The sequence below is a fragment of the Pseudomonas sp. ICMP 460 genome, assembly GCF_002723595.1.
In the GTDB taxonomy this organism is placed as follows: Bacteria; Pseudomonadota; Gammaproteobacteria; order Pseudomonadales; family Pseudomonadaceae; genus Aquipseudomonas; species Aquipseudomonas kitaguniensis.
On the sequence record NZ_LKBR01000003.1, the window covers coordinates 68664 to 93713 of the forward strand.

Consider the following 25050-nt stretch of genomic DNA (forward strand, 5'->3'; position numbering starts at 1 on the left):
GTAAGTACCGGGCATGTTTTGTCGTGAATTGGCGACAGGAGTACACACAATGAGCGCCGTAAAAAACACGCCTCTGCACACCAAACATGGCACCGACACTGCACTCTCGATGCGTGCCGCGCGTGAAGCCCGCAACGGCCTCTCGGCCACCCTCGCCAACGTGCGGGCCACGCAGGATGGCCTGACCGAGCTGGACGCCAGCGCACGACTGCAACGCGAAGGCTATAACGAGGTGGCGCATGACAAGCCGCCGCACGCCATCGTGCAGTTCCTGCAGGCACTCAACAACCCGTTCATCTACGTGTTGTTGACCCTGGCCGGCATCAGCTTTGTCACCGACTACTGGCTGCCATTGCAGGCCGGTGAAGACGTCGACCTGACCAAAGTCATCATTATCATGACCATGGTGCTGCTCAGCAGCTTGCTGCTTTTTTGGCAGGAACACCGCTCGGCCAAATCCGCCGAAGCCCTCAAGGCCATGGTACGCACCACCGCCACCGTACTGCGTCGCGAGCAAGTCGGCGCCGCACCGACCCTGCGCGAAGTACCGATGCGTGACCTGGTGGCCGGCGATATTGTGCAATTGTCTGCCGGCGACATGATCCCGGCCGATATTCGCCTGATCGAATCGCGCGATCTGTTCATCAGCCAGGCCGTGCTGACCGGCGAAGCGTTGCCGGTCGAAAAATACGACACCCTCGGCGACGTCACACAGAAATCTGCCAGCTCATTCGCGGCCGACCAAAGCAACCTGTTGGACCTGCAGAATATCTGCTTCATGGGCACCAACGTGGTCAGCGGCCGGGCCAAGGCCGTGGTGGTTGCCACGGGGCCACGCACCTACTTCGGCTCGTTGGCCAAAGCGATTGTCGGCTCACGGGTGCAAACCGCGTTCGATCGCGGGGTGAACAGTGTCAGTTGGCTGCTGATTCGCTTCATGCTGGTGATGGTGCCCATCGTGTTCCTGCTCAATGGCTTCTCCAAAGGTGACTGGGGCGATGCCTTCCTGTTTGCCCTGGCGGTTGCCGTCGGCCTGACCCCGGAAATGCTGCCGATGATCGTCAGCGCCAACCTGGCCAAGGGCGCCACGGCCATGGCCAAGCGCAAAGTGGTGGTTAAACGCCTCAATGCGATCCAGAACTTCGGTTCGATGGACGTGCTGTGCACCGACAAGACCGGCACCCTGACGCAGGACAAAATCATCCTCGAACACCACGTCAATGCGGCGGGTCAGCGCGATGACGCGGTGCTGTCGTTGGCCTGGCTGAACAGCTTTCACCAGAGCGGCATGAAAAACCTGATGGACCAGGCCGTGGTGCAGTTCTCGGAACAAAATCCGAAGTTCCAGGTGCCGTTTGCCTACAGCAAGGTCGACGAACTGCCGTTCGACTTTGTGCGCCGTCGCCTGTCGATCGTGGTCAAGGACGCCGCTGGCGATCAACTGCTGGTGTGCAAGGGCGCCGTGGAAGAGATGCTGAGCATTTCCACCCACGTGATGGAAGCCGGCGAAGCGTTGCCGCTGGATGATCGCCGCCGTGAAGAACTGCTGGCACTCGCCAATGACTACAACGAAGACGGCTTCCGTGTGCTGGTGGTCGCGACGCGCAACATTCCCAACGCACTGGCGCGCCAGCAATACACCACGGCCGATGAGCGCAACCTGGTCATCCAGGGCTTCCTGACCTTCCTTGATCCACCCAAGGAAACCGCAGGCCCGGCGATTGCGGCACTGCAGCAAATCGGCGTGGCGGTCAAAGTCCTGACCGGCGACAACGCCGTGGTCACCTGCACTATCTGCCGCCAGGTCGGCCTCGACCCAGGCAAGCCGCTGCTGGGCGTTGAAATCGAAGCGATGGACGACGCGACCCTGCGGCGCCGCGTGGAAGAACGCACGGTGTTTGCCAAGCTCACGCCTTTGCAAAAATCGCGGGTGCTCAAAGCGCTGCAAGCCAACGGCCACACGGTCGGCTTCCTCGGCGACGGCATCAACGATGCGCCAGCGCTGCGCGATGCCGACGTGGGCATTTCGGTGGACAGCGGCACGGACATCGCCAAGGAGTCGGCCGACATCATCCTGCTGGAAAAGAGCCTGATGGTGCTGGAAGAAGGTGTGCTTAAGGGCCGCGAAACCTTTGGCAACATCATGAAGTACCTGAACATGACCGCCAGCTCTAACTTCGGCAACGTGTTCTCGGTGCTGGTAGCCAGTGCATTCATTCCCTTCATGCCGATGCTGGCCATTCACTTGCTCCTGCAAAACCTGATGTACGACATCTCCCAGCTCGCGTTGCCGTGGGACAAGATGGACAAGGAATACCTGGCCAAGCCGCGCAAGTGGGACGCGAAGAACATCGGCCGCTTCATGATCTGGATCGGGCCAACCTCGTCGATCTTCGACATCACCACCTTTGCGCTGATGTGGTACGTGTTCTCGGCCAACAGCGTAGAAATGCAGACCCTGTTCCAGTCCGGCTGGTTTATCGAGGGGCTGCTTTCGCAAACCCTGGTGGTGCATATGTTGCGCACGCGCAAGATCCCGTTCTTCCAGAGCACGGCCGCCTGGCCGGTGTTGATGATGACGTGCGTGGTGATCGCACTGGGCATTTACGTGCCGTTCTCGCCGCTGGGCACACTGGTGGGCCTGCAGCCGCTGCCGCTGGCGTACTTCCCATGGCTGGTCGGCACCCTGCTCGCTTACTGCTGCGTCGCCCAACTGATGAAAACGATCTACATCCGCCGCTTCAAGCAGTGGTACTGATCACCCCCGCCGTTTAAACGGTGGCGGTCGCCCGGCCGCCACCGCGCAATAAAAGGAACGCCCGCATGCGCGTCTTGATCTGTGCAGGTCGTCATTACGCCGACAGCAAAAAAACCCGCCAAGTGCTGGACGCCTACCACCGCCTGCGCCCGGTGCAGGTATTGATACACGGCGGCAACCAGTTCCTCGGCAGTGACATTGAGGAATGGGCGCGAGAAATCGGCATCGACGTGGTGCGCTACCCGCCCAACTGGCAACGCCACGGCAAGCAGGCGGAACGCCAGCGCAACCATTTCATGCTCACCGACAGCCGCCCCGATGTGGTCATCGCCCTGCCGGGTGGTGACGACACTTCACAACTGATCTGCCAGGCCAAAGCCTGCGGCATTTCGGTGCTCACCGTAGAAAGCTGACTTCAAGCGAGGTGCATCATGCACAAAAAACTTACCCCAAAGCGCCAGGACGGGTTCGCCAAATACCGCGCGCGTCACTCTCGCGGCGCTCGCCATAGCTTGTTGTTGTTGCCACCGGCCAAGCGCCGCGCACTGCAGCGTAACCTGACCTTTATCGGCGTGACCCTGGGCCTTGTTTTGCTGATTGCGCTGTGTTCAAAGGCCCACGCGGCCGGCGGTGCTTATGCCGTCGACGACGGCGCGGTGAACGCGCCGGGAGAATGCAACGTCGACGCCTGGTACACCGCCGACCGGCACGCAGGCCGTGTGCATAGCCAAACCCTCAACCCCGCCTGCACGTTCAGCGCACTGCCTGCCGTGCAATGGAGCGCGGCGCTGTCTCGTGCCAGCGACACCGGCGATGCCCAGAGCCAGGTCAGCCCGCAAGTCAAGGCGCAGGTTTGGTCACGGCAAGATTTGGGCCTGCAAATGGCGGTGTCGGCAACCGGTCATATTGCCGTCAACCGCGCGCATGCGTTCGACGGCGCGGACTTCAACCTTCCGCTGACCTGGCAACCCGTAGAATCGCTGCGCCTTAACCTCAATGGCGGCTGGACGCATACGTATAACGGCGGCGAGCAGAACCATCGCCTGACATGGGGCACCGGCTTCGAATATCAGTTAGCGGACGCGCTGACGCTGATCGGTGAGCGTTACGGCCAGGCAGGCGGCGACCAAGCGTGGCAAGCCGGGCCGCGATTGCACGTGGGCAAACTGATCGACATAGACGTAATCGTCGGGCAAAGCCTCAGCGGTGACCGCAACCAATGGCTGACCACCGGCGCCACCGTGCGTTTCTAAGCGTTAGTTGGCATGACTGCCAGGCAAGCACGCTCTATGATGGCCCCACCGCGCCATTCAGAGAGCACGCACGTGAACCGCATTGAACAAATCAGGTTGATGACCGAGTACAACCAGTGGATGAACCGCAAGGTTTATGCGGCCGCCTGCACACTGACGGACGCCGCGTTGGCAGCCGATCGACAGGCATTTTTCGGCTCGATCCTCGGCACGCTGAATCATCTGGCGTTGGGCGATACTGTCTGGCTGAAGCGCTTTGCCGAGCACCCGGCAGGTTTTGATGCGCTGGGGCCATTAAGCACCGTCGCCACGCCTCGCGACCTCAAGGCGTTGGCGTTTGCTGATATTCGTGAGCTGTCGGCCCATCGCGCCTGGCTCGATCAACTGATCATCGACTGGGCGCAAAGCCTGCGCGAACCGGACCTGGATCACCGCCTCACGTACCACAACATGCGCGGCGTTGGGACCAACAAGCCGTTCTCCGGCTTGTTGGTGCATTTTTTCAACCACCAGGCCCATCATCGCGGCCAGGTAACCACGCTGTTAAGTCAGGCCGGAGTGGATGTAGGCGATACCGACCTGCTGGCGCTGATCGACTGAACTATTTGACCTTGCTGCTTAACGTGTCGATGCTTCGCTTGAGGTCACTAATCGTACGGTTCTGATCACTGACATCGCTTTTCAGGCGGGACAGCTCACTGGAGCTGGAACTCGAATTGGAGCTTGATTTGTTTTTCAAGTCTTCCACTTCGCTTCTCAGCTTGTCGATGGTGCTTTTCTGCTCTGCAACCGTACGCTTCAAGTCCGACAATTGACTGTCACTGGCGCTTGAGCTTGACCCGTCCTTACGCTTGAACTCGTCGAAATAGCGCGCCTGCTCTTGCAGCTTGCTGTTCAAGCGCAGCAACTCCTGGTGATCACTTTTCTGGCCGTCCAGCAGCTTTTCAAGATCGCCCACGCTAAACGCGGTGGTAGACAACACGCGCTTCGCGCCCTCTGATGAACTGGTCGTGAGCTTATCGCCACTGCCTGGTCCGAAACTTCCCCATTGCACCTCACTTCCCGCCTGCGCCGTATTTACCCCTGTGGCGACCAACAGCCCGATTACGCCTGCAGCAATCATCCAGGAAGGCTTGCGAACACTGAGCATCAACTGATTCCTTTGCATAATGCCGGGATGGCATATCGCTATGACTGCGATTACCAGACCTTGTTCCCGCGCCTCCAGGGTGTTTCGCAACAGACTAAAAATCGCCTGTAGATCACTGATCTACCGGGCTTTTTAAGGCAAGCTTTTGTACAAGAAAGGCACCCTGTGACCTTGCATCGAAGCGCCCGGGTCTATATATTCCCAACCCTGCTGCACCGCGCTGCCGCCCGAATGGCGAAACTGGTAGACGCATGGGACTTAAAATCCCCCGCTCGTAAGGGCGTCCCGGTTCGATTCCGGGTTCGGGCACCATAGATACCAAGGGCTTGCATGATGAACTTCATGCAAGCCCTTATCTTTTCCGCTTCGCAATTTCCAAGCTTGCTCCGCAATTCCCATCTCCGGCGTCCTGCCGACCGAACATAAACTCCCCAGCTAACACCGACTGCTAAGCTGTTCACTCAACCAGAGGAACACCGATGCCTAACTCAGACCTAATGCCCTCCCTTCTCTCCAAACTCTACGAAAACCAGCTGGCTCTCGAATCCGCGATCATGGAGATTTCAAACTGGGTCGAGCAGCGCGGCTCAGCCGAAGTTTCCGAAAACGTACGCGGGGCACTGCACACCATTGACGCTAATGAGGACTTCGTAAAGCTGACCTTGGCAGTGTTGATGGCGCCTGATTAAAACAGCGAGGAATAGCCATGTGTGGAAGACTGACGCAGTACCGGGGAATTCACGACTTCGTTGCAGCGCTGAGCATGCCCAATGCTCTGGCGAACTCTGTGGGCGAATTGCCCCTAGAGCGCTACAACGTCGCCCCCGCAACTCAGGTCGCCCTGCTCCACATCCAGGGTGAGCTGCTACTGGCCGATCCGGTGCGCTGGGGTTGGAGGCCGCATTGGGCCACAGACCGGGCCGCGCCGATCAACGCGCGCGTCGAGAAGGTTGCTCACGGTCCATTCTTCCGGGCGATATGGCCGCATCGGGCAATCACGCCAATCGATAACTGGTTTGAGTGGGTGGATGAAGGCGGACCAAAAAAGCAGCCCTATCTGATTCGCCGGCGGGATGGAGCACCATCACTGTGCGCAGCGATTGGTCAACTGCCTGACTCCGATGAGGGACCAGGCGAACATGACGGTTTTGTGATCATCACCGCCGACAGCGCAGGTGGAATGGTGGACGTGCACGACCGGCGGCCCGTTGTGCTGACGCCGGAATTGGCGCGTGAATGGCTTGACCCGGCCACACCCAAAGAGCGCGCCGAGCAGATGGTACTGCACCAAGGCGAACCATCAGAGATCTTCGAGTGGTTCAAGGTCGACACAGCCGTTGGCAATGTGCGGAACAAAGGGCCGGAGTTAATCCAGCCCATCACTGCGCAATAGCCCTGAAGTAAGCCTGGCAAGCTCGGAACGACGACGCGGCAGAGCCTGGGATAATTTGCGCCAGCTTTTGCGCGCCGCTGCCCAACGCACCAGTTCCATTTTCTTTACATGGATTGAGGGCATTTTTTTATGCCCTCCGACGCAAAAGTCCAGGCACTCACTGGCTACCAGCTCATGATCGCCAACTCGCCAGTCACAGTGGCTGATGCCTTCCTAGGGTTGGCGGTGCTGTAACGAATATCCATCGCCTGCATCCGGAACCCCTCAAACACCCGTCGAATATCTGGATGATCATTGATGCTCACCATTACCTTGCCTTCGCAGCTGCGCATGAACTCTGCCATGCGCTCGTACTCTTCGAAACCAAACTGACCACCGTACCCAGCTGTCTGCCAGTAAGGTGGGTCCATGTAATGGAAGGTGTGCGGCCGGTCGTATTTCACCGCGCACTTGAGCCAAGGAAGGTTTTCAACGTAAGTACCAGAAAGCCGTTGCCAAGCCTCTGATAAGTTTTCCTCGATCCTTAGAAGGTTGATAGGTCGGCCCGTGGTCGCAGTACCGAAGGTTTGACCGTTGGTTTTGGCGCCGAAGGCGTGCTGCTGGAGATAAAAGAAACGCGCCGCCCTCTGTATGTCCGTCAGTGTTTCCGGCACAGCCATTTTCTGCCACTCGAAGATTTGCCGCGAGCTGAGCGCCCATTTGAACTGGCGAATAAATTCCTCGAGGTGGTGCTGCACGACGCGGTACAGGTTAACCAGGTCGCCATTCAGGTCGTTAAGCACCTCGACTTTGGCGGGCTGCTCGCGCTTGAAGTACAGCGCAGCGCCGCCGGCGAAAGCTTCAACGTAGCATCGCCAGCAGGCGTTTCGAAAGGCGGCGCTTGCCGCCCATCCATGGAACGATTGGGTTTGTCATTTGCAATCCTTTGCAATGGGCTTTGGTGGTGGTTCCTATGTGCAGTTGACCGTCCATAGCTGATCAAGCCGCGTTGTAAAGCTTTGGCTCATCATTTAGCCGCGCATACCTAAAGTCTGGTTAGCGATACTGGTCATATCTTACCGTCTGTCGTCGCTCATTCAAGTGAATGACCATCCGCGCTGATACAGATAATGGTCCAGAAATTTCTGGGGTTCAGGACAATCCATTAACGGTAGGCGCTTTATGAACCTTTTGCGTAACACTAAACTCGGGCCCAGGATGGTCACCGCATTCGCAGCGTGTGCTGTTATTACTCTACTTGTAGGGTTGGTAGGTCGATCGGGGATCAATGCGCTAAGCGATAGCCTAGACGGCGTTATATCTAACAATCTGGTATCCGTATACAAAACAAGCAATGCTCGGGCGAACGCCATTGCACACTATCGAGATATACATCGTGCCCTTTTGTTAAAGTACACCAAAGCGCCGATCTCTCAATACAATGATACCGTAAAGTCCCTGGCGGACAACCAGAAAGAGGTTGAACAGCTTTTTAAAGAGTATCGTCAAACACCACTCGCTGACGATGAGAGAGCGGCTGGAGATAAATTTGAAAAAGACTGGCCAACTTATATTCGCATATCAGACCAAATAGTTTCTCTTGTAAACTCGGGAAATCTTGATGGCGCCGCAGAGCTTCTTGACAAAGAAGGAGTAACCGCTTACAACACTGTAAATGACGAATTAAAAATCATCGTAAAGTCAAACAACGACCAGACTGGCCAAGCAGCTGAAAGCGCAACACGTTCAGTATCGAAAGCCATTTGGAGCTTAGGCATTGGTGTTGTAATAGCTTTCATTGCAGCCATCATGTTGGGTATTTTAATCACGCGTTCTATCACCAGGCCACTTTCCAGCGCGCTAAAAAATGCAGAACAAATAGCCGATAGAGATCTGTCCAAGACAGTAATAGTTGACGGGCGGGATGAGGTTAGCGATTTGATGGTCGCCCTTTCCAAGATGCAAAAGAATTTAAAAGACACTGTAACAGAAATCGGTAGCGCAGCAGATCAACTAGCATCAGCTTCTGAAGAATTGAACGCAGTTACTGAAGAGAGTTCGCGAGGTCTGATACGACAAAACGATGAGATTCAGCAAGCTGCTACTGCCGTTAACGAAATGACTGCAGCGGTTGAGGAAGTAGCTCGCAATGCGACGGGCGCTTCCGAAGCATCGGAGCAGGCAAGTCGCAATGCTATTGAAGGACGAGATCAAGTCAGAAGTGCAGTAACTTCTGTAACCGCAATGGCAGATGAGATCTCAAATTCAACTGAAAAAGTTGAAAATTTGTCGAATCGTATAAGTGAAATCACTAAGGTCCTAGATGTAATAAGGGCCATCGCCGAGCAAACCAATTTGCTAGCCCTTAATGCTGCCATTGAAGCAGCGCGAGCGGGGGAGCAAGGACGGGGCTTTGCTGTAGTGGCAGACGAGGTACGTGCTCTTGCTCACCGCACTCAAGCATCCACCGCAGACATCGAATCAATGATGAAGCAGGTTAGAACCGGTGCTGACGAAGCGGTAATGGCAATGGTTAAGAGCAAGCAGTTAGCGTCAAAAACTCAAGCGGAGGCCATCGAAGCGGGCAATGCCCTTAATCGAATTACCGACGGAGTATCAATTATCAACGAAAAAAACATGGTCATTGCCAGTGCTGCTGAAGAGCAAGCTCAGGTAGCGAGGGAGGTAGATAGAAATCTGGTGAACATTCAAGATCTCTCAACTCAGACAGCAACTGGAGCGCACCAGACCAATGCATCAAGCTCTGAACTGTCCAGGCTTGCAAGCTCCTTTGGAGTGCTTATAGGAACTTTTAAAATCTAGATTTTTTTGTTTCCTAGCCGTGTAGCTATTTTTTTTGGAAAGCCCATTTTTTCCAATAGCTTAGGTACGAGGTATTTATTACTCGTTACCTTTGCACGGGATGGTATCAATCAGTTCATTTTCGGTGTTTTTCTGCTCGTGGCGCAGCATGTCAAACCGATGCTGAATCTGACCATGGCGCGATATCTATCAGTCAATCGCATGGTCGTAGACCGCGACAGACTCACCAGATAATCGCTGCAACGTTTACCATCAGCGCCGAAATCAAACCCACCAAGCTCAAGGGTGTCATGCCAGCACCGCCAGCGCTTTGTCGTACAGCGCCCGACGATCTGTTAGGCCATTGATGCCGCCGTTAATTCGGCGCGTGATTTTCACGAACCCCCCTTCGTCAGCAAGGGTATTCAGCCCTCGCGTCGACCAGAACCACGCCGCCGACATCGCTGCATGCTGCGGCTGCTCGAGCAACTCCGGGTGATTTACCAAGTCCAGGCCCAGCGCTTCACCGCAATCGGCGTAATTGGCGCGACCGGTGATTTGGATCAGGCCACGGCCACGGTACCTAGAACCATCACCCTTTACGGTATTGCCCAAGTCCTCCCGGCCCTCATATCCAAGTTGCTGGGCGGTTGGCCCCCAAATTTCCCGCACGTAACGCAACTGGCCAGACTCGTGGCCGATCTGAGCAATGAACGCCGAGGCGCGAACGAGGCTCACGACCGCGTACCGGTTCATGGCCGCGTTTAGAGCGGATACAAAAACGCCGGCTTGGCGGCCGGCGTTCGGGAGGATCTGCAGCAACTGCTGCTCGGTGATCGGCATGGCTTTCTCCAGGCGAAAAAAACCGCTCGGCGGCGGGTATTAGTGCAGAACGCTGGCTCTACTGGGGAGCCTCGGGCCACGCAATAGCCTGCGGGTAACCGGGCTGATCGGGCACACGGTTGAGTGCGACACGAAACTTTTTCCAAGATGTCAGCAGTGCTAAATCTGAAGCCGTCGCGTCGTCAACATCGACCGCGTCCTGCAAAGGCGCTATTGCGTGGTCAGCGGCCGCGCGCAAACGATTGATCTCAGACTGCGCATCCACCATCGGATCGGCGGCCGGCGGCGGGACGACGATCACCTCCAAGTCCGGTACCAGGATGTGCAGCGTGATCATTGTTTTCAGGTCATACGGCTCGCCATCCATCGTGACAGTGATGGTCAACAGCCCATCGTCGAAGGACGTATCGACCAGTGCCTGGCTTTCCGACGGGTGCAGTGAAAAGCCCCACCCCTGATCCAGTGGCGGAAACGGCACCATGCCCAAGGAACCCCTCACGCAGTAAACACCCACATCTTTGCGGTAACTGCCAACATCGATGCCACCAAGTGAGGTCAGGTCGTACATTGCACCAGTAGCGCCCACGATATTGATTGCTGCTCTTGCCATGATTAGATCGCCTTGAGGGTGCCGTCTTGGGCACGGGTGGTGTTGCCGTCGTGGTAGATCTTGCGCCACGGGTCGCCGCCGCCGTTGCCGGCAATAGTGCGGAACATGAGGTTCATGCTACCTCCGGTAACGACTTGGGCTACCAGGTCCATCGCACAGTTCTGGTAAGGGTACTGAGCCCTGATACCCGCCCAGTACGCACCGCCGGAAGGGACCACCGTTGTGCTGTCGCCGTAATTGATGAAGTGGCTGCCTTGCTCAATAAAGGCTGAGTTGCCGACCATGGGCGCCGGTGCGCTAACGTCCTGAACATTGCCTGCGGCACTGCCAATGGTTTTGAGTGCGGCGCTGCCGAGCCCCAAGCTTGTGCGCGCTGCAGGCACCGAGGTTGCGCCGGTGCCGCCGTTGGCAACGGGTACCACGCTCATGCTGGCCACCGGGCCAAGCCCTGCCAGTGTCGCGCCCCACTGCTGCACCATCTGGTTGACCGCATCGGCCAGCGCCTTGGGATAGCCGTTTACGGGCACGATGCCGTAGGTAGCACCGGCGGCGTTCGTGCCACGGTAATTGGGAGAAATCGATACCGATGTATCGCTCACCGGGTTGGCTACCTGATAAATGCCGCTGTCAGGGCCAACAAACATATCGCCCGGCCGGCAATTAGAAAACTTTGTACCGGCTCCGGTTACTACGGCGCTGCCGTTGGTAACTGTGACCGTTCCTTCTGTGTACCAAGAAGCCATATTTTTCTCCAGGCAAAAAAATACCCGCATCGCGGGTTATGTAAATTGTTTAGCGAAAACCTATCAAGTTCCAGGAAGTCGGGCAAAGACTGCACCGGGAGACCCCATATCCGAGAACGCCCCTTGCGCCGTTATGCCGAAAACTTGCAGACAGTTCTCGGTATAGCTGAACCTGACACCAATCTGGGTCCAACCTATTACCTGTGGTGTAAGTAGGCCACGGGAAAAAGGGTTTATCATGAAATATTCATCACTCAACAAAGTGCCAACTAACGCATTTCTCCAATAATAGCCGTTGGCTACGGGACTAATTTGAACTCTCCCCTGAAATGACCAAGAGTGGCTGGCACGGCTAAATAGCACCGGCACGGCGCCCGAGTCATAGATCAGGCTCCCGTCAGCGGCCCACATTCTTAAACCGAAAGTCTCTGTGCTTTTTGAGGCAAAGACAGCCGCGAACCACTTACCGTTAGGCCTCATGTCGACATTCAGCGCGACGATCTGAAAGCCTGTCCAAGCTCCTGCGCCGCCAAGCAGCGTGATACTCGAATAAAGGTCTCCCGGAGTTCCCTGGCCGTTCCTAATAAAAATGCAGGGCGGCTCCTGAGTAGTAATTGCAGCGGGGAAGTAAATATTTGTCGCGTAGCTGGTAGAGGCATAAACGCCGCTATATATGGCGCAGAGTCTCGGTGTGTCCGAGTCTATCTGGACGTAGCCGCTATCGTTAATTGCTTTAAGTCCGAAGCTCAATTTTTAAACCTCATCACAAGTAGTCTAAACTTTATGAGGCTGCCAAAGTTTCCGGTCTCGCCTGGGTTTTTACTTCTGACGGTAACAACACCGGGAGCCACCGACATATAAGGCAGGGCATTATTTGCGTAATCACCCGTGGAAGCCTCGGTAGGAAGAATAGTGGCTACGCAGTTTGAAACGCTAAAGCCTGGAATGTTAACGGTTATAACCGGATTGAGGCTTAGGTTATAAAGTGCATTATGAATTACCTGATAAGTAAAGCTATCGGTATCCATTTGAAGGGCGCCGTTCCCCCCCCATACTCGAAGTCCAAAACTCATTAGGAAAGCCTCCCCGCCATAAGCCTGAGAACATCATTCAAGTCGAGAACAGATAGACCATCGTTGTTCAGTACGGAAGATCCGCCAACGCCAGGACTACGAACAGTGAACGTACCTGCAGGTATGTTGATTTCGAGAAGTGGCCGGCCTTTGGAGTCGACAGTAGGCGAGCGCAGCACCATGCCCAGAATGATCTCCTGAACGAAGGCCTTGCTGATAATCGCCGTGTTGAACACTGCCTGACCGTTCTCGATGACAAACATCGGAACAACCTTGCCGTCGATCTCGTTAACGACAGCCATCCGTTGAGCCATGATCAGGAACTCTGACTGCTCGCCGTTGGTGCCGAAGGCCAGGCCTGTGGTGACCTTTCGCCCATCTACGATTGTTTGAGCCTTCAGGGTGACCTGAGACGATACCCTCCCGTCGAGCCCAACGAGGGTTTGGCTGACCTGTTGCACTGACGCGCTGGTTTGGCCGATGCTGGATTGCAGCGTTTCGGACGTCTTGGCCTGCGCCTCGTTGGCCGTCGCCTGCACCTTCTTCTCAGCAACGAATGTGGCCGTGGAATCCCACGCCTTGACAGCGCTGGCCAGCTCGCCGGCGCCGTCGTCACCGCGCACCGAAGCGCGCAACGTGTCATTGCTCGACGCCATTGAAGTGATCTTGCCGTCCAGGCTGGTGACCTTCGTGTCCAGTCCCGATATCGCTATGCCCTGCCCAGTAATTACCTGAGCCTGGCCCGCGATAGTGCCTCCTTGCACATCAACCTTGTCCGCAGTGATCTTGAGGTCGCTCTTGAGCTGCGTCACCTGAGTGGCCGCTGTTTCTCGGTTGGTGGCCACCACCTGCTCCAAAACAGTAAGCGACGACCTGTTGTCACCAATCTGAGCGCCGAGCGTTAATAGCTGCTGGGCCGTGGCGAGATTTTCAGACGTCCGTGTTTTGCGCTCAACCGCGAGATCTGCCGTGGAGTTCCAACCTTTCACCGCGTCGGCCAGGTCGCCCGCACCATCATCACCGCGAGCAGCAGAGCGCAGCGCCTCAACAGACGAGGCTGTCGAAACAACCTTGCCGTCGATTTCCTCGATCTTGGTTTCGATGATCCGAACTTGGGAAGCCAGCGCGTTTGCCGTTTCCAAGATGGTTCCGATGTCGGTCCAGTAGGCGGCGTCAGGCGGCGTGGCACCGGCGGGCACCGTTCCTTTGGCCTGATACAAACGCTGATCCAGGCGAACGATGTCTCCCTTCGCATAAGCCTTAGCAGGGTCGTATGCCAAGGCATCACTCACCTGCTTGATCAGCTGCTCCAGTTCCTGCTTGGCCTCTTCCAGGCGATCATTTACAGAGCCTGGGCCGTCGCCGGAAATCAGCTCGATCTCTTCGCGCAGGCTCTGATACAGCGCGCCCTTGCCGATCTTGTCGGCGTAGTACTTCTCGTACTCGCTCTGGTCCGAGCTGGCTTGGCCGTTCACTGCACCAGGCACAGGGAAGAACGGGCCGATGTTCCCGGTGCGGTCCACAAGGCGCGCCCAAAAGAACAGGCTCGCACCTGCCAACAGCGAATGCATCTCGTGCTTGGCCTGTGGGTAGCTGAAGTCGCTCAGCTTGATCGCAGTAGTGAGGTTGGCAGACTGGCTATACCAGATCTCCGTGCGCTGGGTGTCCTCGGCGCCCGGCGGGAATCCCCACTGAATACCGATGCCATAGACCAAGCTGGTGGTGGTCAAGAACGACACCGCCGGCGGCAAGCCGACCTTCCCTTCCAGATTGGTCAGGTTTGAGCTTTTCCAGATCGACGAGATCTCGAACGCGCTAACCGACCGCACGCGAGCAATGTAGGCGCCCGAGTAAATCCCGGTCACGTCCACGCTGGTCGAACCCGTGCGCTGCACCTTGATCCAGTTGCCGCTGTCCTTGCGCCACTCCACGTCATAAGCGATAGCGCCGCTCACGGCGGGCCACGAAATGTTCATGGTGCTGATGGCAATGCCCTGATTCAGGGCGTAGCTCGACGTCAGCGTAACGCTTGCCGGTGCTGGAACGAACGTTATCGGGATAACACTGATCGGCCGCTCTTCCAGGCGCGCGCCGGTATCGATGTGCGCAAACTTGCTCGGGTCGTACTGCACAGCCGAGATTTCAAAAACACCAGGCTCTGGCCTCGCTACGCTCACGACGCGGTACAGCGGGATAGCCAAGTCATCAGCATCCAGTGCCCAGACCAGCTCACGCTCCGGCGCCACCGAGTAGGCCACGGTAACGGTGACCTGGCGGCCGCTGACCAGTTGCACGGTGCGCCCCTCGCACTTGCCATCGGGCAGGTTGAGGATTAGCCGGTCGCCGGGCTTGGCCTGGGTGTCACGGTCCAGGGTGATGACTTTTCCATTTACCGCCGAAATGCGACCGCCCACAGGCCGCCCAGCGAGCAGCTCGTCGGCGATTGGAATCACGTAGCCTGGCAGCGGAATGCGTCCGTCGAGACCCACCTTGAAAGTTACGGCTCGGTCCTTTGAGTTGGTCAGCAGCGCCCATTTGCCTCGGCGCTGAGCATCGGATTCACGGGTGCAGCCGATAGCGCTGATCTCGAGTGGGTTATCGCCGTATCGGCGCTGCAACTTCTGGTCGGTGACGGCCGTTACATCGGTGTCGTAGTTATTGAGCGGGTTGTCGTAGCTGACCAGTGCGCGCGTATAGCGGGTACGCTCAGACGCGCTGGAGTAGGTGAACGGCTGCTTTCCTTCCTTGATCACATTCGCCCCGGTGTAAGCGAAGTCGAAGTCGGTAGCGCGCGGCATGTCAGAGAGAGTGAATACCTGGCCTTGAGCCCAATAAGTCATGCCCCGGTAGATCGCAGAGATGTCACGCAAAAGAGACCAAGCGTCAGCCTTGCTCTGCAGGTTCAGGTTGCAGATGAAGCGCGGCTCTTGACCCCCCTTCCCGTCCGGCACCAGTTGGTCGCAGTACTGCGAGATCCGGTAGAGCTCCCACTTGTCCACCATCCACGGCTTGATGCGCCGACCCAAGCCGAACCGATCGTTCGTGGTGATGCCGTAAGTGTGCCAAACCGGGTTATCGGTCCAGGCCTCTTTGAACGTCCCATCCCAGACGCCCGCATAGGTGCGCGACCTGGTGTCGTAGTTGCTCGGAACCTGCCATTTCCGGCCGTCGCATTCGATCGTCACTGCCGGGATGCTGCGGAACTGCTCAGCAGAAAACTCGATGTAAAGCAGCGCGGTGTTTGGGTACCGGATCTTCGCGTCGATCACCTCTGTGAAGCCGGCAATCTGCATGGTGTCGGAGATTTTGTTGTTGTTCTGGTTTGCAGTCACTCGAGTGATCCGCAGCAGCCACCCGGTTGTTGCGCGCGGCAGATCGATGCGGCGGGTTCGCTCGTACAGGCTGGTGGTCTTGCCGGACACGGCCTCGTTCAAAACCTCCTGATACGTTCCCCCATCCGTTGCCAGCTCGACCTTATACCCGATCGTGTAACCGTTGATGTTGCCGCCGGAGTCAACTGATTGCAGGGCTGGCCAAGCAAATCGCACGCGCACAGCCGAGAGCTGGGTATTGGTGATCGCACGAACCCATGGCGTGCCGCTGCGCAGCTCGGTGCTGATGGTTGTTTCGTTCTCGACCGATGGAATGCCCTGAATATAGGACTGGTCCACAGCCCCGCTGCGCCACTCCCATTTCACGTTCGGGAAGTTCATGTTCCCCTGAGGGTCTTGCAGCGGCGTATTGTCGAGAAAGATGTCCTTGGCGGTAGGGCCGCCCTCAAACTCGCCCTCACCAACAGCAATAAGCATTTTCGCAATGGCGACGGAACGCAGGCTGTCTGGTGCCTCGGTTGGAGTTTTAGGCTTCTCGGAGCCGCCCTTGGCGCCATAAACATCGATCTTGCGTGCTGCGCCCATGCTTTTCTCCAGGCATAAAAAAACCGCCTCTTGGGCGGCTTCAGGTTTTCGGCTGTTGGCTACATCTGGTCTTCGGCGTAAATGGCGGCACTGATGATCGCGCCACCCCAGCGCCGGCGGCCGGCACACAGCGACACAGGATTGCCGGAGGCCGTTGTGTTCTTGGCACTGCCAAAGGCATAGCCGGGTGTGTTCTCGGGCGCGGCGCTGGTCTTCAGGCCGCCGGCTTGAGGGCTGAGCATTTGGATAACGCCGCCGGCGACCATCCCAATACCGCCAGCGATCAGAGCGGCGCCGACAGGTGAGGCAAGGCCAAATGACATGCCGCTCACCACAACACCAGCAACGATCATCACTGCACCGACAATGGTTTGAAGCAGGCCGGCGCGCTTGCTGCCGGTGATCACGGGGGCGATACGAATGTCGCCAGCGCCTTCGTAGCAAAGCTCCTTTTCTTCGAGATTATTCTTTCCTCGAAAGACAGCGAACTCCAACCCTCTCGACTTTGCGTTGGAGATAAAACGCTCAAATCCAGGAATTTGTATGCAAAGCGCCTTGATCGCCTCGGCCGGAGTCCGCACAGAAAGCCGAAAAGAGCGTCCGAATTGCCGAAGCTGCCCATAGAGCAAGATAGTAGTCATTGGTTGATATTCGATAGCTAGCGCGGCCATTGCCTTCCTCCAGGTATAAAAAAGCCGCCTCGTGGGCGGCCGCTTATTTCACGATGAGATATTTAAATGCAGGCTTTGGCAGAATCCTTCCATCCAGCCGTTCCGGCCCAGTCCATCGGAAGGAAAACCCTTACCAAGGAACCACCTGAAGACTTATCTACAACTGCAAGCGCGACAACCCCGGAAAACGCTGTTGACGCGGACAGCTTGTAGCCACTCTCCGTTTCAATGGAGCTGGTTGACGGGTTGAATTCCTGCCATTTAGGCCCAAGACACTTAGTGTACTGCTGCGGCGTCTTCTTCGACTGCGCGGAAAACGAAGGCGATCCCTGCTGAATTCCAGATGTCGAGCACCCCGCCAGCACCATCATCGCTACCGCCGCTATCAAAATCCGCATGTCGTTCCCTCTTTGATTTGGCGGGACTGCACTGCTATGCAGCTCGCCACCGTAATTATCGCTGATTAATTTCGATTTTTTGCGTCGGATCGGGGCTATATCGTTGGCGCTTCAACTGCGGGTCGCCCTTGGCCATACAGAAGAAATAAATCTCCGCCTCACCGCAGCCGCCGTGCAACGCACACTCACTAGCCTGCATATGATCAAGGAGGATTTCCCGGCCCTGTGATTCGCAGAAAGTGTTTGCCTCTTTCAGCGCCTGACCTTTCGCGGATGCTGGCCCACCGAACGGAACCCGCGTTGAAATTGTGTAAGTGTCCGGTCCGACCTTGATCGGCCCGCTGTCGGCACAACCGGCAAGCAATGCCGCTGTAATAGCTGCCACCCAAATTTTCATCGCCGCCCCTCCACTGGAATCGGCACTTTACATCGGACCTGTCCAGGCATCCAGCGTGGATGGAATGCCAGTAGCAGGGATCGGGCTGCGCGTAGTAGCGTTGTGCCCTCAATGGAGTGAGAGGAACATTAATGAAAGATGTAAGCCATCTACCGCCAGATCCTGAATATCCGGGTGCCGTAATAGGCTGGGGGGTCGTAAACGACGCCCAAGGCAAATTCCTAGATATATTCGCTACATGGCCTGAGGCAAGAGATGAAATAAAGTCTCTCGGCGAAGGACACAGCGCGCACCTCGGCAGCTACCGCCCAGAGAAGGATGAGTTTTTCTACCATCGCCCAGTGATTCAACGCTGAATCAAGTGTTCAAGGATTTCCCAGTCCTACGCCTGCAAGCCCAAGGACTGGGGTTGCGCCAATATCGGCGCGCTTATGACCTGGAGGTCAAAATGAGCAAAACCCCTGTTTCTTCATTTGAAGCTGGCGTAATAGCCACACTAGGCGCTATATCCTTGTATCTGCGCTCGCGTCCAGACTACGACGCGGCAGAGCTTCAAAAGTACGTCAACTTTTTCAAAAACACCGTCCAAGACGGTGCAAATAAGGCCGCTTATGTTCTTCCCTTGGATGCACTGGGTGGAGACATGAGTAATATTGAAAAAGCAATCAAGGATGGCGTGGGGGCTACACCTCGCTAGACCTTATCCGCGCATTGTCGAAAATTGCCGCCTCGACAATGCGCACCTTCCCGTTTTCGTCCACTACAAATAGCTGATTCATAAATCTCTCCCGCGCGGCTATGTTAGTTGTCTTGCGTCTTTGTGCCTGAGAATCAGGCGTGTTCGGTCATGCCAGGGGCCGCCATAGACGATGATCTCAGACGGCCTTCCGTATAGGTGGTGCAGCAGAAATGGGCCGGGGCCGAACGCGCCTGAATCCTCACCAGGCAGCGACGGATCAGTGCCCAGGTATATGCCAGCGTGGTTCGGGTGAACTGTCCGCCCGACGTGCATGACGATCATGTCGCCACGCTGTGGCCGGTCAACTCGGACAAAACCAGCATCCTCGTAGTACTGCTCGTACAGGCTTGCGTTATCCGCGCGCTCCCACCAACCATCGGTGCGCTGGAATGCTTCGAACTCCAGCCCCCACTCGCGCTGGTACCAGTCAGCGCAGACCTGCCAGCAGTCCCAGGCGCCGTGCACGAACGGGCGCTTGAGAAGCGGCGTGCTTCCGGTTGGCGTGATGGTGCGCAAATCCCCTTCAGGCCACGACAAGATATGCCAGGGCAAGGCCGTCGCCTCGCACATGGCCAGGTCGTGCGGCGACGGCCTGCTGGTGGCATCAGGATGCGAGTGAACGATGCCGATCACCTCGCCCAAGTCTTCCCCCGCCGCGTAATCCTCTGGATCAACCCTGAACTCTTCGTTTGGCTCCGTGGCGATGTTCCGGCACGGGAAGTACTTCTGCGCGCGCCCGACCGCCAACAGCAAGCCACAGCACTCTTTCGGATACTCGGCTGCCGCGTGCGCCTGGATGGTGGTGATGATGTGTTTTCGCATTATTTGCGCCCACTAAAAAGGGCGCCGAAGCGCCCTTGGTTAAGCAAACATTTTCCCGGATTGCGGAGGCCTAAGTAGTGCCCGTCCGATAATTCCAGCCTTTACTCTATTGCGCATGGTCGCCTGGCTCACTCCGGCTATTTTCGCCCACTCAACGACTGTTTTCTCTTCGCCATCGATCAGCAGAGTCGCATTATGTTTGCGCACGGGCTTTGAGGCTGCCTCATCAGGAGTCATCCCAGCATCGAGGCGGTTGTAAAACGTAGATTCTTTTATGCCAGCCTCGCGCCAAACACTGGCGATATGCCTCTGATTGCCGAGGCGCGTGACAATGGCATTGTTCCGCTTATGCTCGCCCTGACCTAGAGCGTCAGTCCATCGGCAGTTTCCTGGCTCGTAATCGCCATTCTCATCAAGCCGGTCGATGCTCTGGCCTTTCTCCTTCGCCCCCATTCCGGCGACGAATCCCGCAATGTCTTGCCACTCATTACACACCCGAATACCTCGACCTCCGTAATCTTTGTAGTCTTTGGAATCAGGGTTGTAGCAGCGATCGATCATCGCCTTCCATGTCCCATAGGCAGAGTGCCTGTGTAGTCCGTGGGTAGTGTGGGTTTCTTTAACCCGCATTCTCATAAAGCAGCCGCAAGACACTTGTACGCCACACACGAGCGCAGATCTTTGGACGACTCGGGAATTGCCGCATACACATCGGCAGTCCCAAAGACTGACCCTATAAGGTCTATCGTTTGGCGCTTCGCTGACCACCGTGAGCCTGCCAAACTGCAAGCCCACTAAATCTTTTGGGTATTTCCTCTTCAATTCACACCCCTAAAGCGTGAGACCTAACTGAAAGGAGTGGCAGGTCGGTTAGGTGCCGACTTTTCGGGTTGCATGCCCTAGCCACATAGTCATTCTACTACGATCTGGACACGAGGCTCACAGCCGGAAATCCGCCGAAACTGAGCTCGTTGTTCTCTCCGTAGCGCAACTTGCAGGACGACAAACAGCCCTTGCACTGGTCCAGCGCTGGGTCGTCCGTGGGGTTGTCCTCGTCGTCGAACATCGCCGCGCCGGTGTAGCCACAGTCAGGCCCGCGGTAGCCATTGGTCATGGCCCAGTGGCAGAAAGTCGTCATCTGCCGACCGGGCAGCCCGTGGTTGTCGATCTCGCCGGGGGAAGAAAGCTCCCAGACCACGGCCTCGCCGTCCTCGCTGGTTTTCTGGTCGATGTACCAGATCTCCAGCGCTTCCTGTGTCGGATCGGCCGTCGGGTTGCCGCCGGGGTAGTTCGCCGCGTCCAGATACTGGGCCAGGGTCTCGCGCACCGTCAGTTTGAACTTAAGCATGTCCTCGAAGGCCAGGCACAGTGCCGTAACGCGCCCGTTGATGTTGCCGGCGGCGAAGGTAGGCCGGGAGGCGCTACCGTCGCTGCTTGAGGAAATCCCCTCAATTTGCACCGGCCACGCCGCGTACTCCTCGCCCTGCCACCAGATCGACTTCGCCGGTAGGTCCTGTTCCGAATGCTCGTAGGCGAGCAGTTCCTCCGCCGTATGCGGAATAGCGTGCCCGTGGAAGCGCAAGTAATCGGCGCCGTACTCGGTCCCGTCAATTTCGAACAGGCGAATCTCGCCGCCGGGCTCCAGCTTCTGGATGTCCGTTATCAGTGACATACGCGGTTATCTCAGGGGTGAAAGGTTTGTTGGAATGTTGCTGTGATGGCGTAGACCTGGCCACCTCGGTGAACTGGCTTGTAGCCGTTGCACTTGAATAAGCCGAGATCGCCCAGCGGCGGCTCCCACAGGAAACCCTTTGAGCCTTTATGCCGATCGAGGAACACCATGATTTCCTTGATGCGGGGCTTCATGCCAGTGAACGTGACCGGCCAGGACTGGGCTCGGCTGTTGATCCCATCCTCGACCGACTGCTCGTAGCCGTCGCCGAACTGCTTGGAGCGAACGCGCTGGGTGATTTCCCCTTCCGCGCCCTTTTCCGTTGCCCAGGTGAATCGCTCGATTGCCATAAATCATCCTTTTACGTTTCGGCTGCTCACGCCGCCTTGGCGCCAAGACTTGGCGATCTCTTCTTTCGCAACGGTGCGCATGCGCTCCTGCATGTTTCGCTGGAACAGTTCGGTATCGAGTTCGTCGCCTTCCGACTTGCCCGATTCTTCGTCTGTCATGACCATGATCGGCATTGAAAGACTGACGGAGGTGCCGCCGCCACCGCCTACCGACATAACGCCCAGCTTGCCGTTGGCCGTGCGCGTCAGAGGCATGATCGCCTCGTCTCCAGCCTCGCCCATGACACCGGTTTTGCCGTTGGCCATGCCGAACGCAGTGGGTTTACTTACGACGGAGTTGGTAAAGGCGCCGCCGTCGGCAAACATCTGCACGCCTTTGGACCAGGCGCCGCCTTCAGCCTGGAGGTAAGTCGACGAGTAACCCGCTTGGGAGGCGCCGAGGTTCGATGAGACTGCACCGGCTGATCCCGCCGCCAATCCATTGCCCGTGCCCGCGGCAGCGCTTCCACCGAAATAGGTGGCCGTTGCGCTGACCAAGCTACTCAGCAATGCCGAACTGGCCTGACGGGTAGCGATACGCGCCATATCCGCCAAAATCGACTTAGCGAAGTCCGAGAACGATGCTTTGCCGGTCATTGCAAAGTTGACGACCGCATCCTCCATGCTGCTGAAAGCATTGCCGAACAGGCTTTTTGTCTGCCCAGCGATGTTGCGAGCCGAATCGAGGTAGTTTTCCCAAGCTGCTGAGGCGCCCTTCGTCCAATCGCCCTGAGCGGCTTCAACGTCCGCATAGTTCTGCCGGATCTGGTCGGTAGCGTTTTTGTTCGCATCTGCGAGCGCCTGGGATTTTCGCTTGAATTCCTCCTCCGACATATTTCGCGACGGGTCGGACTTTTGATTCGCTAGCTCCAGCGCCTGCTGAGCAAACCGGTCTTGCTGGCTGTTCAGCTCACCGTTAAGTGCGTTCTGGCGGTCACCCTGGCCAACGCCAACTACGGCGCGCTGCCCGGCAAGCTCCAGAGCGCGCTGCTGCTGTCCAAGTGCCTGGACGTAAGAGGCGATTGACCGCTCCTGTTTCGCCAGGCGCCCCGTCTCGCTAGTCGCCAGCACTTCAAGCTGGCTATCAGCATCCTTCTGAGCCTTGACCATACCGGCGCGTGCGTCGGCGATCCTCTGGTCCAATTGGATGCTTTGTGCGGCGGTGGTTGTCTTCTTACCCTGGGCGGTTTCTAGAGCGGAGATTTCCGCCTCGTATCCGGCGGTGACCTCGTCCTTCTCAGCACGGATCAAGACCGCGCGCTGCGTTGCGTAATCAGCCTGCGAGATCAACCCGGCTTTCTGCGCTGCGTCCAACTGCCTAAAGGTGTTGGTGTACTCGTCCTGAATACCCTTGAGCGCGTTCTGGGCGTCGTTATATGCCGTCAGATCTACAGCGCCGGCCGATGCAGCCTTGGGGTCTTTGTTCTTGTCCTTGATGTTCTGAAGGGTTTTGGCGACATAGTCGGCCTGAACTTTTGGATCATCAGGGTTGGCCTTTTTCAGCACCTCGACGTCGCGCAGGTACGCTTTGGTCAGCTTGTCGCGCTTCTCAGCGTTGCTGAGCATTGAGTCGCTAATTTGCTTAAGCCGCTGCTCAGCCTCGATCCCCTCTTTCTGGGTTTTGGCATTATCGCTGTTGCGCTTTAACTCCCCTTCCTGGGCTGCCTTCTTGTCCTGCAGCAGGCTCAATTCGTCTTTGAGTGCCGTCAGACGAACCTTCGCGTCGCCATCCTCAAAGCCTGTTCCAACAGTCGATTCCAGGTACGCGATTTTCTGATTGAGTTCTGTGACCCGAACGGCATCACCCTGGTCCCTGCCAATGTTCTTGATCGCATCAAGCGATTTCTTGGCCTCATCGGTGATGCCCTTCCAGGCTTTCTCGATGAAACCCAGGTTGTCGGTGATCTCCGTGGATCGGCTTTTGACGGTATCCGCGTAAGTATCAGTAAGCAGCTTTGCGGCGCCAATGGTGTCGCCCTGCTCCTTAAGAGCAACGATTTGCGAGTAAACCGAAGCCGTCAGGAAGTGATACTGATCGTTCAGCTCCTTCGCCGCCGAAACTGGGTCCTTAGCGATCTTGACGAACTCAGCAATGGTCGCGTCCACCGACTTGCCGGTGGCGTCTTCCATCGCCGCGGCGGCATCCGCGATAACCTTGAAGCTGTCGCCCGCGATAACTCCGCTGGACGCCAACTTGGTAAGCGATGCCGCCGCCTCGCTGGTGGTGCCATTCGTCGCGCTGACCTGTTGCGCCAGATCAGCCAAGCGACTCGCAGAGGTTCCTGCGTAATTGCCGGTCAATATTAGTGCTTTGTTGTACTCGTCCGCTTCCTGACTGCCGGTCTTGTAGCCGTAGACCATGGTGCCGAGCGACACGACCACGGCGGCCAGTGCGAGAGCCATACCAGCAGCGCCGAACGTGACCCCGCTCATTGCCGGGCGGATAGCGCCTACGGCCTTCTGCGCGTTCTCGGCCGCCTCCGCAGCTGTGTTCGAGCTTTCAGCCAGGTCCGACAGACTTTCACTTGCCTCGCCAGCACTTTCAGCGGTGTCCTTCGCGCCGGAGGCAATACCCGCAAGCGACTCTCCCAATACAGCCGCACCGGCGCCGCCGGAAAACAACGAGCGGAACTTGTCCCTGAGTGCGTCCATCGTCGGCCCGATGCCGCCGAACGAATCTTTTATCTGACCGCCCTGCTGGATGAGTACCATCAGCGGGTTTTGCCCGCCTGCCAGGCTGGTGAAGATGTCAGTGAACTGTGCTGGAAGCTGACGCAGCGCCGCCTGTGTTTGCCCGGAGCTGACGCCAGTTTTTCTCAACCCCTCGTCGAACTCCCCCAGCTTCTGGCGGGAGGCGTCGATGCGAGCGGAGTACTCGCGGAAGGTGTCGGCATCAATGACGCCGGCGGCCTTGTATTTCTGCAGCTGAGCCTGCTGCTGATCGAGCTTATCGAGCGCAGCCATTGTTGGGTTGAGTTTACCGAGCAGCTCTTGCAAGCCTTCGGCCTGGGCGCCGGTCGCTGCCGCCGCCTTCTTGGTCGCCTCGGCCTGGCGATCTGTCGAGCCGATCAGGGCGTCGGATTCAGCCTGTAGACGGCGCTGGAGCGCAGCCAAGCTGCTTGCCGACGAACCGGACGACTCCATCGCCGAAGCATTGGTGTTCACGCTGGTGGTCAGGCGCTGGTAATACTCACTCGACTCCAACGAGGCTTTCGCCGTGGCCAGCAATCGCGCCTTGGCTTCGTCGAGAGACTCGGACAGCTTGCGCTCTGATGCCGAGAGGTCGGATGCAGCGGTTGCAGCCTTGTCAAAACCAGACGCCATACCATCAGCGGCTTTCTCAGCCTTGGCACCAGCCTTTGCAAGATTCTCCAGATCGGAGGTGGCCTTGACCGCTTCGCCTGAATCTACCGCAATGCCAAGCTCAGCGATCGTAGACAT

The 25050-nt window shown here is 57.2% G+C and carries 22 protein-coding genes, 1 tRNA gene and 2 pseudogenes; 10 read left to right on the plus strand and 15 right to left on the minus strand.

Features of this window, described 5'->3' with window-relative positions; translation table 11 throughout:
* Positions 1-49 precede the first annotated feature (49 nt).
* The 4 genes from mgtA to AO240_RS03655 all read left to right on the plus strand — a co-directional run bounded on the left by mgtA (position 50) and on the right by AO240_RS03655 (position 4611).
* Complete coding sequence (gene mgtA, locus AO240_RS03640) at positions 50-2758, plus strand: magnesium-translocating P-type ATPase (protein WP_099235185.1); 2709 nt, start codon at positions 50-52, stop codon at positions 2756-2758.
* A 65-nt stretch (positions 2759-2823) separates the two neighbouring features.
* A complete protein-coding gene (locus tag AO240_RS03645) occupies positions 2824-3171 on the plus strand; it encodes a DUF2493 domain-containing protein (protein ID WP_099235186.1) in 348 nt (115 codons plus the stop codon).
* An 18-nt stretch (positions 3172-3189) separates the two neighbouring features.
* Positions 3190-4011 (plus strand): hypothetical protein, encoded by an 822-nt coding sequence (locus tag AO240_RS03650; RefSeq protein WP_099235187.1) that lies wholly within the window; start codon positions 3190-3192, stop codon positions 4009-4011.
* Positions 4012-4083: 72 nt separating this feature from the next.
* Entirely contained in the window at positions 4084-4611 is a 528-nt protein-coding gene (locus AO240_RS03655) for a DinB family protein (RefSeq protein ID WP_099235310.1), read from the plus strand.
* 1 nt (position 4612) lies between these two features.
* Here the strand turns inward: AO240_RS03655 and AO240_RS03660 are convergent, their stop codons facing one another.
* A complete protein-coding gene (locus AO240_RS03660) occupies positions 4613-5161 on the minus strand; it encodes a hypothetical protein (RefSeq protein WP_099235188.1) in 549 nt (182 codons plus the stop codon).
* Positions 5162-5386: 225 nt separating this feature from the next.
* On the opposite strand from AO240_RS03660, the gene AO240_RS03665 reads away from it, so the two are divergent.
* The 3 genes from AO240_RS03665 (at position 5387) to AO240_RS03675 (ending at position 6554) form a co-directional block, all read left to right on the plus strand.
* Positions 5387-5473: transfer RNA gene (locus AO240_RS03665), tRNA-Leu, on the plus strand.
* Between the two features lie 167 nt (positions 5474-5640).
* Entirely contained in the window at positions 5641-5850 is a 210-nt protein-coding gene (locus tag AO240_RS03670) for a hypothetical protein (protein WP_058414019.1), read from the plus strand.
* Positions 5851-5867: 17 nt separating this feature from the next.
* Complete coding sequence (locus AO240_RS03675; protein ID WP_099235189.1) at positions 5868-6554, plus strand: SOS response-associated peptidase family protein; 687 nt, start codon at positions 5868-5870, stop codon at positions 6552-6554.
* 164 nt (positions 6555-6718) lie between these two features.
* Here AO240_RS03675 and AO240_RS03680 read toward each other — a convergent pair.
* Positions 6719-7469 (minus strand): annotated as a pseudogene (locus AO240_RS03680) (DNA adenine methylase).
* A gap of 246 nt (positions 7470-7715) precedes the next feature.
* On the opposite strand from AO240_RS03680, the pseudogene AO240_RS29195 reads away from it, so the two are divergent.
* Together AO240_RS29195 and AO240_RS29200 are read left to right on the plus strand one after the other, a co-directional pair.
* Positions 7716-8501 (plus strand): annotated as a pseudogene (locus AO240_RS29195) (MCP four helix bundle domain-containing protein); the annotation flags it as partial.
* Complete coding sequence (locus AO240_RS29200; protein ID WP_371918591.1) at positions 8493-9356, plus strand: methyl-accepting chemotaxis protein; 864 nt, start codon at positions 8493-8495, stop codon at positions 9354-9356. The pseudogene AO240_RS29195 and the gene AO240_RS29200, both read left to right, overlap by 9 nt.
* A 288-nt stretch (positions 9357-9644) precedes the next feature.
* Here the strand turns inward: AO240_RS29200 and AO240_RS03695 are convergent, their stop codons facing one another.
* From AO240_RS03695 to AO240_RS03730, 8 genes are all read right to left on the minus strand, one after another.
* Complete coding sequence (locus AO240_RS03695; RefSeq protein WP_099235191.1) at positions 9645-10178, minus strand: glycoside hydrolase family 19 protein; 534 nt, start codon at positions 10176-10178, stop codon at positions 9645-9647.
* A 58-nt stretch (positions 10179-10236) separates the two neighbouring features.
* Positions 10237-10788 carry a tail fiber assembly protein gene (locus tag AO240_RS29125; RefSeq protein WP_099235192.1) on the minus strand — a complete coding sequence of 184 codons (552 nt, stop codon included), beginning with the start codon at positions 10786-10788 and terminating at the stop codon, positions 10237-10239.
* Positions 10789-10790: 2 nt separating this feature from the next.
* Positions 10791-11432: a hypothetical protein gene (locus AO240_RS28590; protein ID WP_177445770.1), complete on the minus strand. Its 642-nt coding sequence runs from the start codon at positions 11430-11432 to the stop codon at positions 10791-10793.
* A gap of 845 nt (positions 11433-12277) precedes the next feature.
* Positions 12278-12559 carry a hypothetical protein gene (locus AO240_RS28205; RefSeq protein WP_143505275.1) on the minus strand — a complete coding sequence of 94 codons (282 nt, stop codon included), beginning with the start codon at positions 12557-12559 and terminating at the stop codon, positions 12278-12280.
* Positions 12560-12603: 44 nt separating this feature from the next.
* Entirely contained in the window at positions 12604-16521 is a 3918-nt protein-coding gene (locus AO240_RS03715; protein WP_099235194.1) for a DUF1983 domain-containing protein, read from the minus strand.
* A gap of 59 nt (positions 16522-16580) precedes the next feature.
* Positions 16581-17192 (minus strand): tail assembly protein, encoded by a 612-nt coding sequence (locus AO240_RS03720; RefSeq protein ID WP_099235195.1) that lies wholly within the window; start codon positions 17190-17192, stop codon positions 16581-16583.
* 62 nt (positions 17193-17254) lie between these two features.
* On the minus strand, positions 17255-17590 hold the full coding sequence (locus AO240_RS03725; RefSeq protein WP_099235196.1) for a hypothetical protein: 336 nt from the start codon (positions 17588-17590) through the stop codon (positions 17255-17257).
* Between the two features lie 55 nt (positions 17591-17645).
* Positions 17646-17987, minus strand: a complete 342-nt coding sequence (locus AO240_RS03730; RefSeq protein WP_099235197.1) for a hypothetical protein — start codon at positions 17985-17987, stop codon at positions 17646-17648.
* A 448-nt stretch (positions 17988-18435) separates the two neighbouring features.
* On the opposite strand from AO240_RS03730, the gene AO240_RS03735 reads away from it, so the two are divergent.
* Positions 18436-18684, plus strand: a complete 249-nt coding sequence (locus AO240_RS03735; protein ID WP_099235198.1) for a hypothetical protein — start codon at positions 18436-18438, stop codon at positions 18682-18684.
* Between the two features lie 99 nt (positions 18685-18783).
* Here AO240_RS03735 and AO240_RS03740 read toward each other — a convergent pair whose 3' ends face one another.
* The 5 genes from AO240_RS03740 to AO240_RS03760 all read right to left on the minus strand — a co-directional run bounded on the left by AO240_RS03740 (position 18784) and on the right by AO240_RS03760 (position 25050).
* Entirely contained in the window at positions 18784-19548 is a 765-nt protein-coding gene (locus tag AO240_RS03740) for a C40 family peptidase (protein WP_099235199.1), read from the minus strand.
* Positions 19549-19587: 39 nt separating this feature from the next.
* Positions 19588-20109, minus strand: coding sequence for a hypothetical protein (locus tag AO240_RS03745; RefSeq protein ID WP_099235200.1), 522 nt, complete (start codon positions 20107-20109; stop codon positions 19588-19590).
* A 358-nt stretch (positions 20110-20467) separates the two neighbouring features.
* Complete coding sequence (locus tag AO240_RS03750; protein WP_099235201.1) at positions 20468-21220, minus strand: phage minor tail protein L; 753 nt, start codon at positions 21218-21220, stop codon at positions 20468-20470.
* An 11-nt stretch (positions 21221-21231) separates the two neighbouring features.
* On the minus strand, positions 21232-21570 hold the full coding sequence (locus tag AO240_RS03755; RefSeq protein WP_099235202.1) for a phage tail protein: 339 nt from the start codon (positions 21568-21570) through the stop codon (positions 21232-21234).
* 3 nt (positions 21571-21573) lie between these two features.
* On the minus strand, positions 21574-25050 hold the full coding sequence (locus AO240_RS03760; RefSeq protein ID WP_099235203.1) for a phage tail tape measure protein: 3477 nt from the start codon (positions 25048-25050) through the stop codon (positions 21574-21576).

Coding starts and splice junctions, on each gene's coding strand:
- AO240_RS03660 (WP_099235188.1), bottom strand. CDS start 5,161: ATGCTCAGTGTTCGCAAGCCTTCCTGGATGATTGCTGCAGGCGTAATC.
- AO240_RS03750 (WP_099235201.1), bottom strand. CDS start 21,220: ATGTCACTGATAACGGACATCCAGAAGCTGGAGCCCGGCGGCGAGATT.
- AO240_RS03725 (WP_099235196.1), bottom strand. CDS start 17,590: ATGCGGATTTTGATAGCGGCGGTAGCGATGATGGTGCTGGCGGGGTGC.
- AO240_RS03755 (WP_099235202.1), bottom strand. CDS start 21,570: ATGGCAATCGAGCGATTCACCTGGGCAACGGAAAAGGGCGCGGAAGGG.
- AO240_RS03735 (WP_099235198.1), top strand. CDS start 18,436: ATGAGCAAAACCCCTGTTTCTTCATTTGAAGCTGGCGTAATAGCCACA.
- AO240_RS03675 (WP_099235189.1), top strand. CDS start 5,868: ATGTGTGGAAGACTGACGCAGTACCGGGGAATTCACGACTTCGTTGCA.
- AO240_RS29200 (WP_371918591.1), top strand. CDS start 8,493: ATGCAAAAGAATTTAAAAGACACTGTAACAGAAATCGGTAGCGCAGCA.
- AO240_RS28590 (WP_177445770.1), bottom strand. CDS start 11,432: ATGTTTGTTGGCCCTGACAGCGGCATTTATCAGGTAGCCAACCCGGTG.
- AO240_RS03695 (WP_099235191.1), bottom strand. CDS start 10,178: ATGCCGATCACCGAGCAGCAGTTGCTGCAGATCCTCCCGAACGCCGGC.
- AO240_RS03745 (WP_099235200.1), bottom strand. CDS start 20,109: ATGATCGATCGCTGCTACAACCCTGATTCCAAAGACTACAAAGATTAC.
- AO240_RS28205 (WP_143505275.1), bottom strand. CDS start 12,559: ATGGATACCGATAGCTTTACTTATCAGGTAATTCATAATGCACTTTAT.
- AO240_RS03730 (WP_099235197.1), bottom strand. CDS start 17,987: ATGAAAATTTGGGTGGCAGCTATTACAGCGGCATTGCTTGCCGGTTGT.
- AO240_RS03760 (WP_099235203.1), bottom strand. CDS start 25,050: ATGTCTACGATCGCTGAGCTTGGCATTGCGGTAGATTCAGGCGAAGCG.
- AO240_RS03650 (WP_099235187.1), top strand. CDS start 3,190: ATGCACAAAAAACTTACCCCAAAGCGCCAGGACGGGTTCGCCAAATAC.
- AO240_RS03645 (WP_099235186.1), top strand. CDS start 2,824: ATGCGCGTCTTGATCTGTGCAGGTCGTCATTACGCCGACAGCAAAAAA.
- AO240_RS29125 (WP_099235192.1), bottom strand. CDS start 10,788: ATGGCAAGAGCAGCAATCAATATCGTGGGCGCTACTGGTGCAATGTAC.
- AO240_RS03740 (WP_099235199.1), bottom strand. CDS start 19,548: ATGCGAAAACACATCATCACCACCATCCAGGCGCACGCGGCAGCCGAG.
- mgtA (WP_099235185.1), top strand. CDS start 50: ATGAGCGCCGTAAAAAACACGCCTCTGCACACCAAACATGGCACCGAC.
- AO240_RS03670 (WP_058414019.1), top strand. CDS start 5,641: ATGCCTAACTCAGACCTAATGCCCTCCCTTCTCTCCAAACTCTACGAA.
- AO240_RS03715 (WP_099235194.1), bottom strand. CDS start 16,521: ATGGGCGCAGCACGCAAGATCGATGTTTATGGCGCCAAGGGCGGCTCC.
- AO240_RS03720 (WP_099235195.1), bottom strand. CDS start 17,192: ATGGCCGCGCTAGCTATCGAATATCAACCAATGACTACTATCTTGCTC.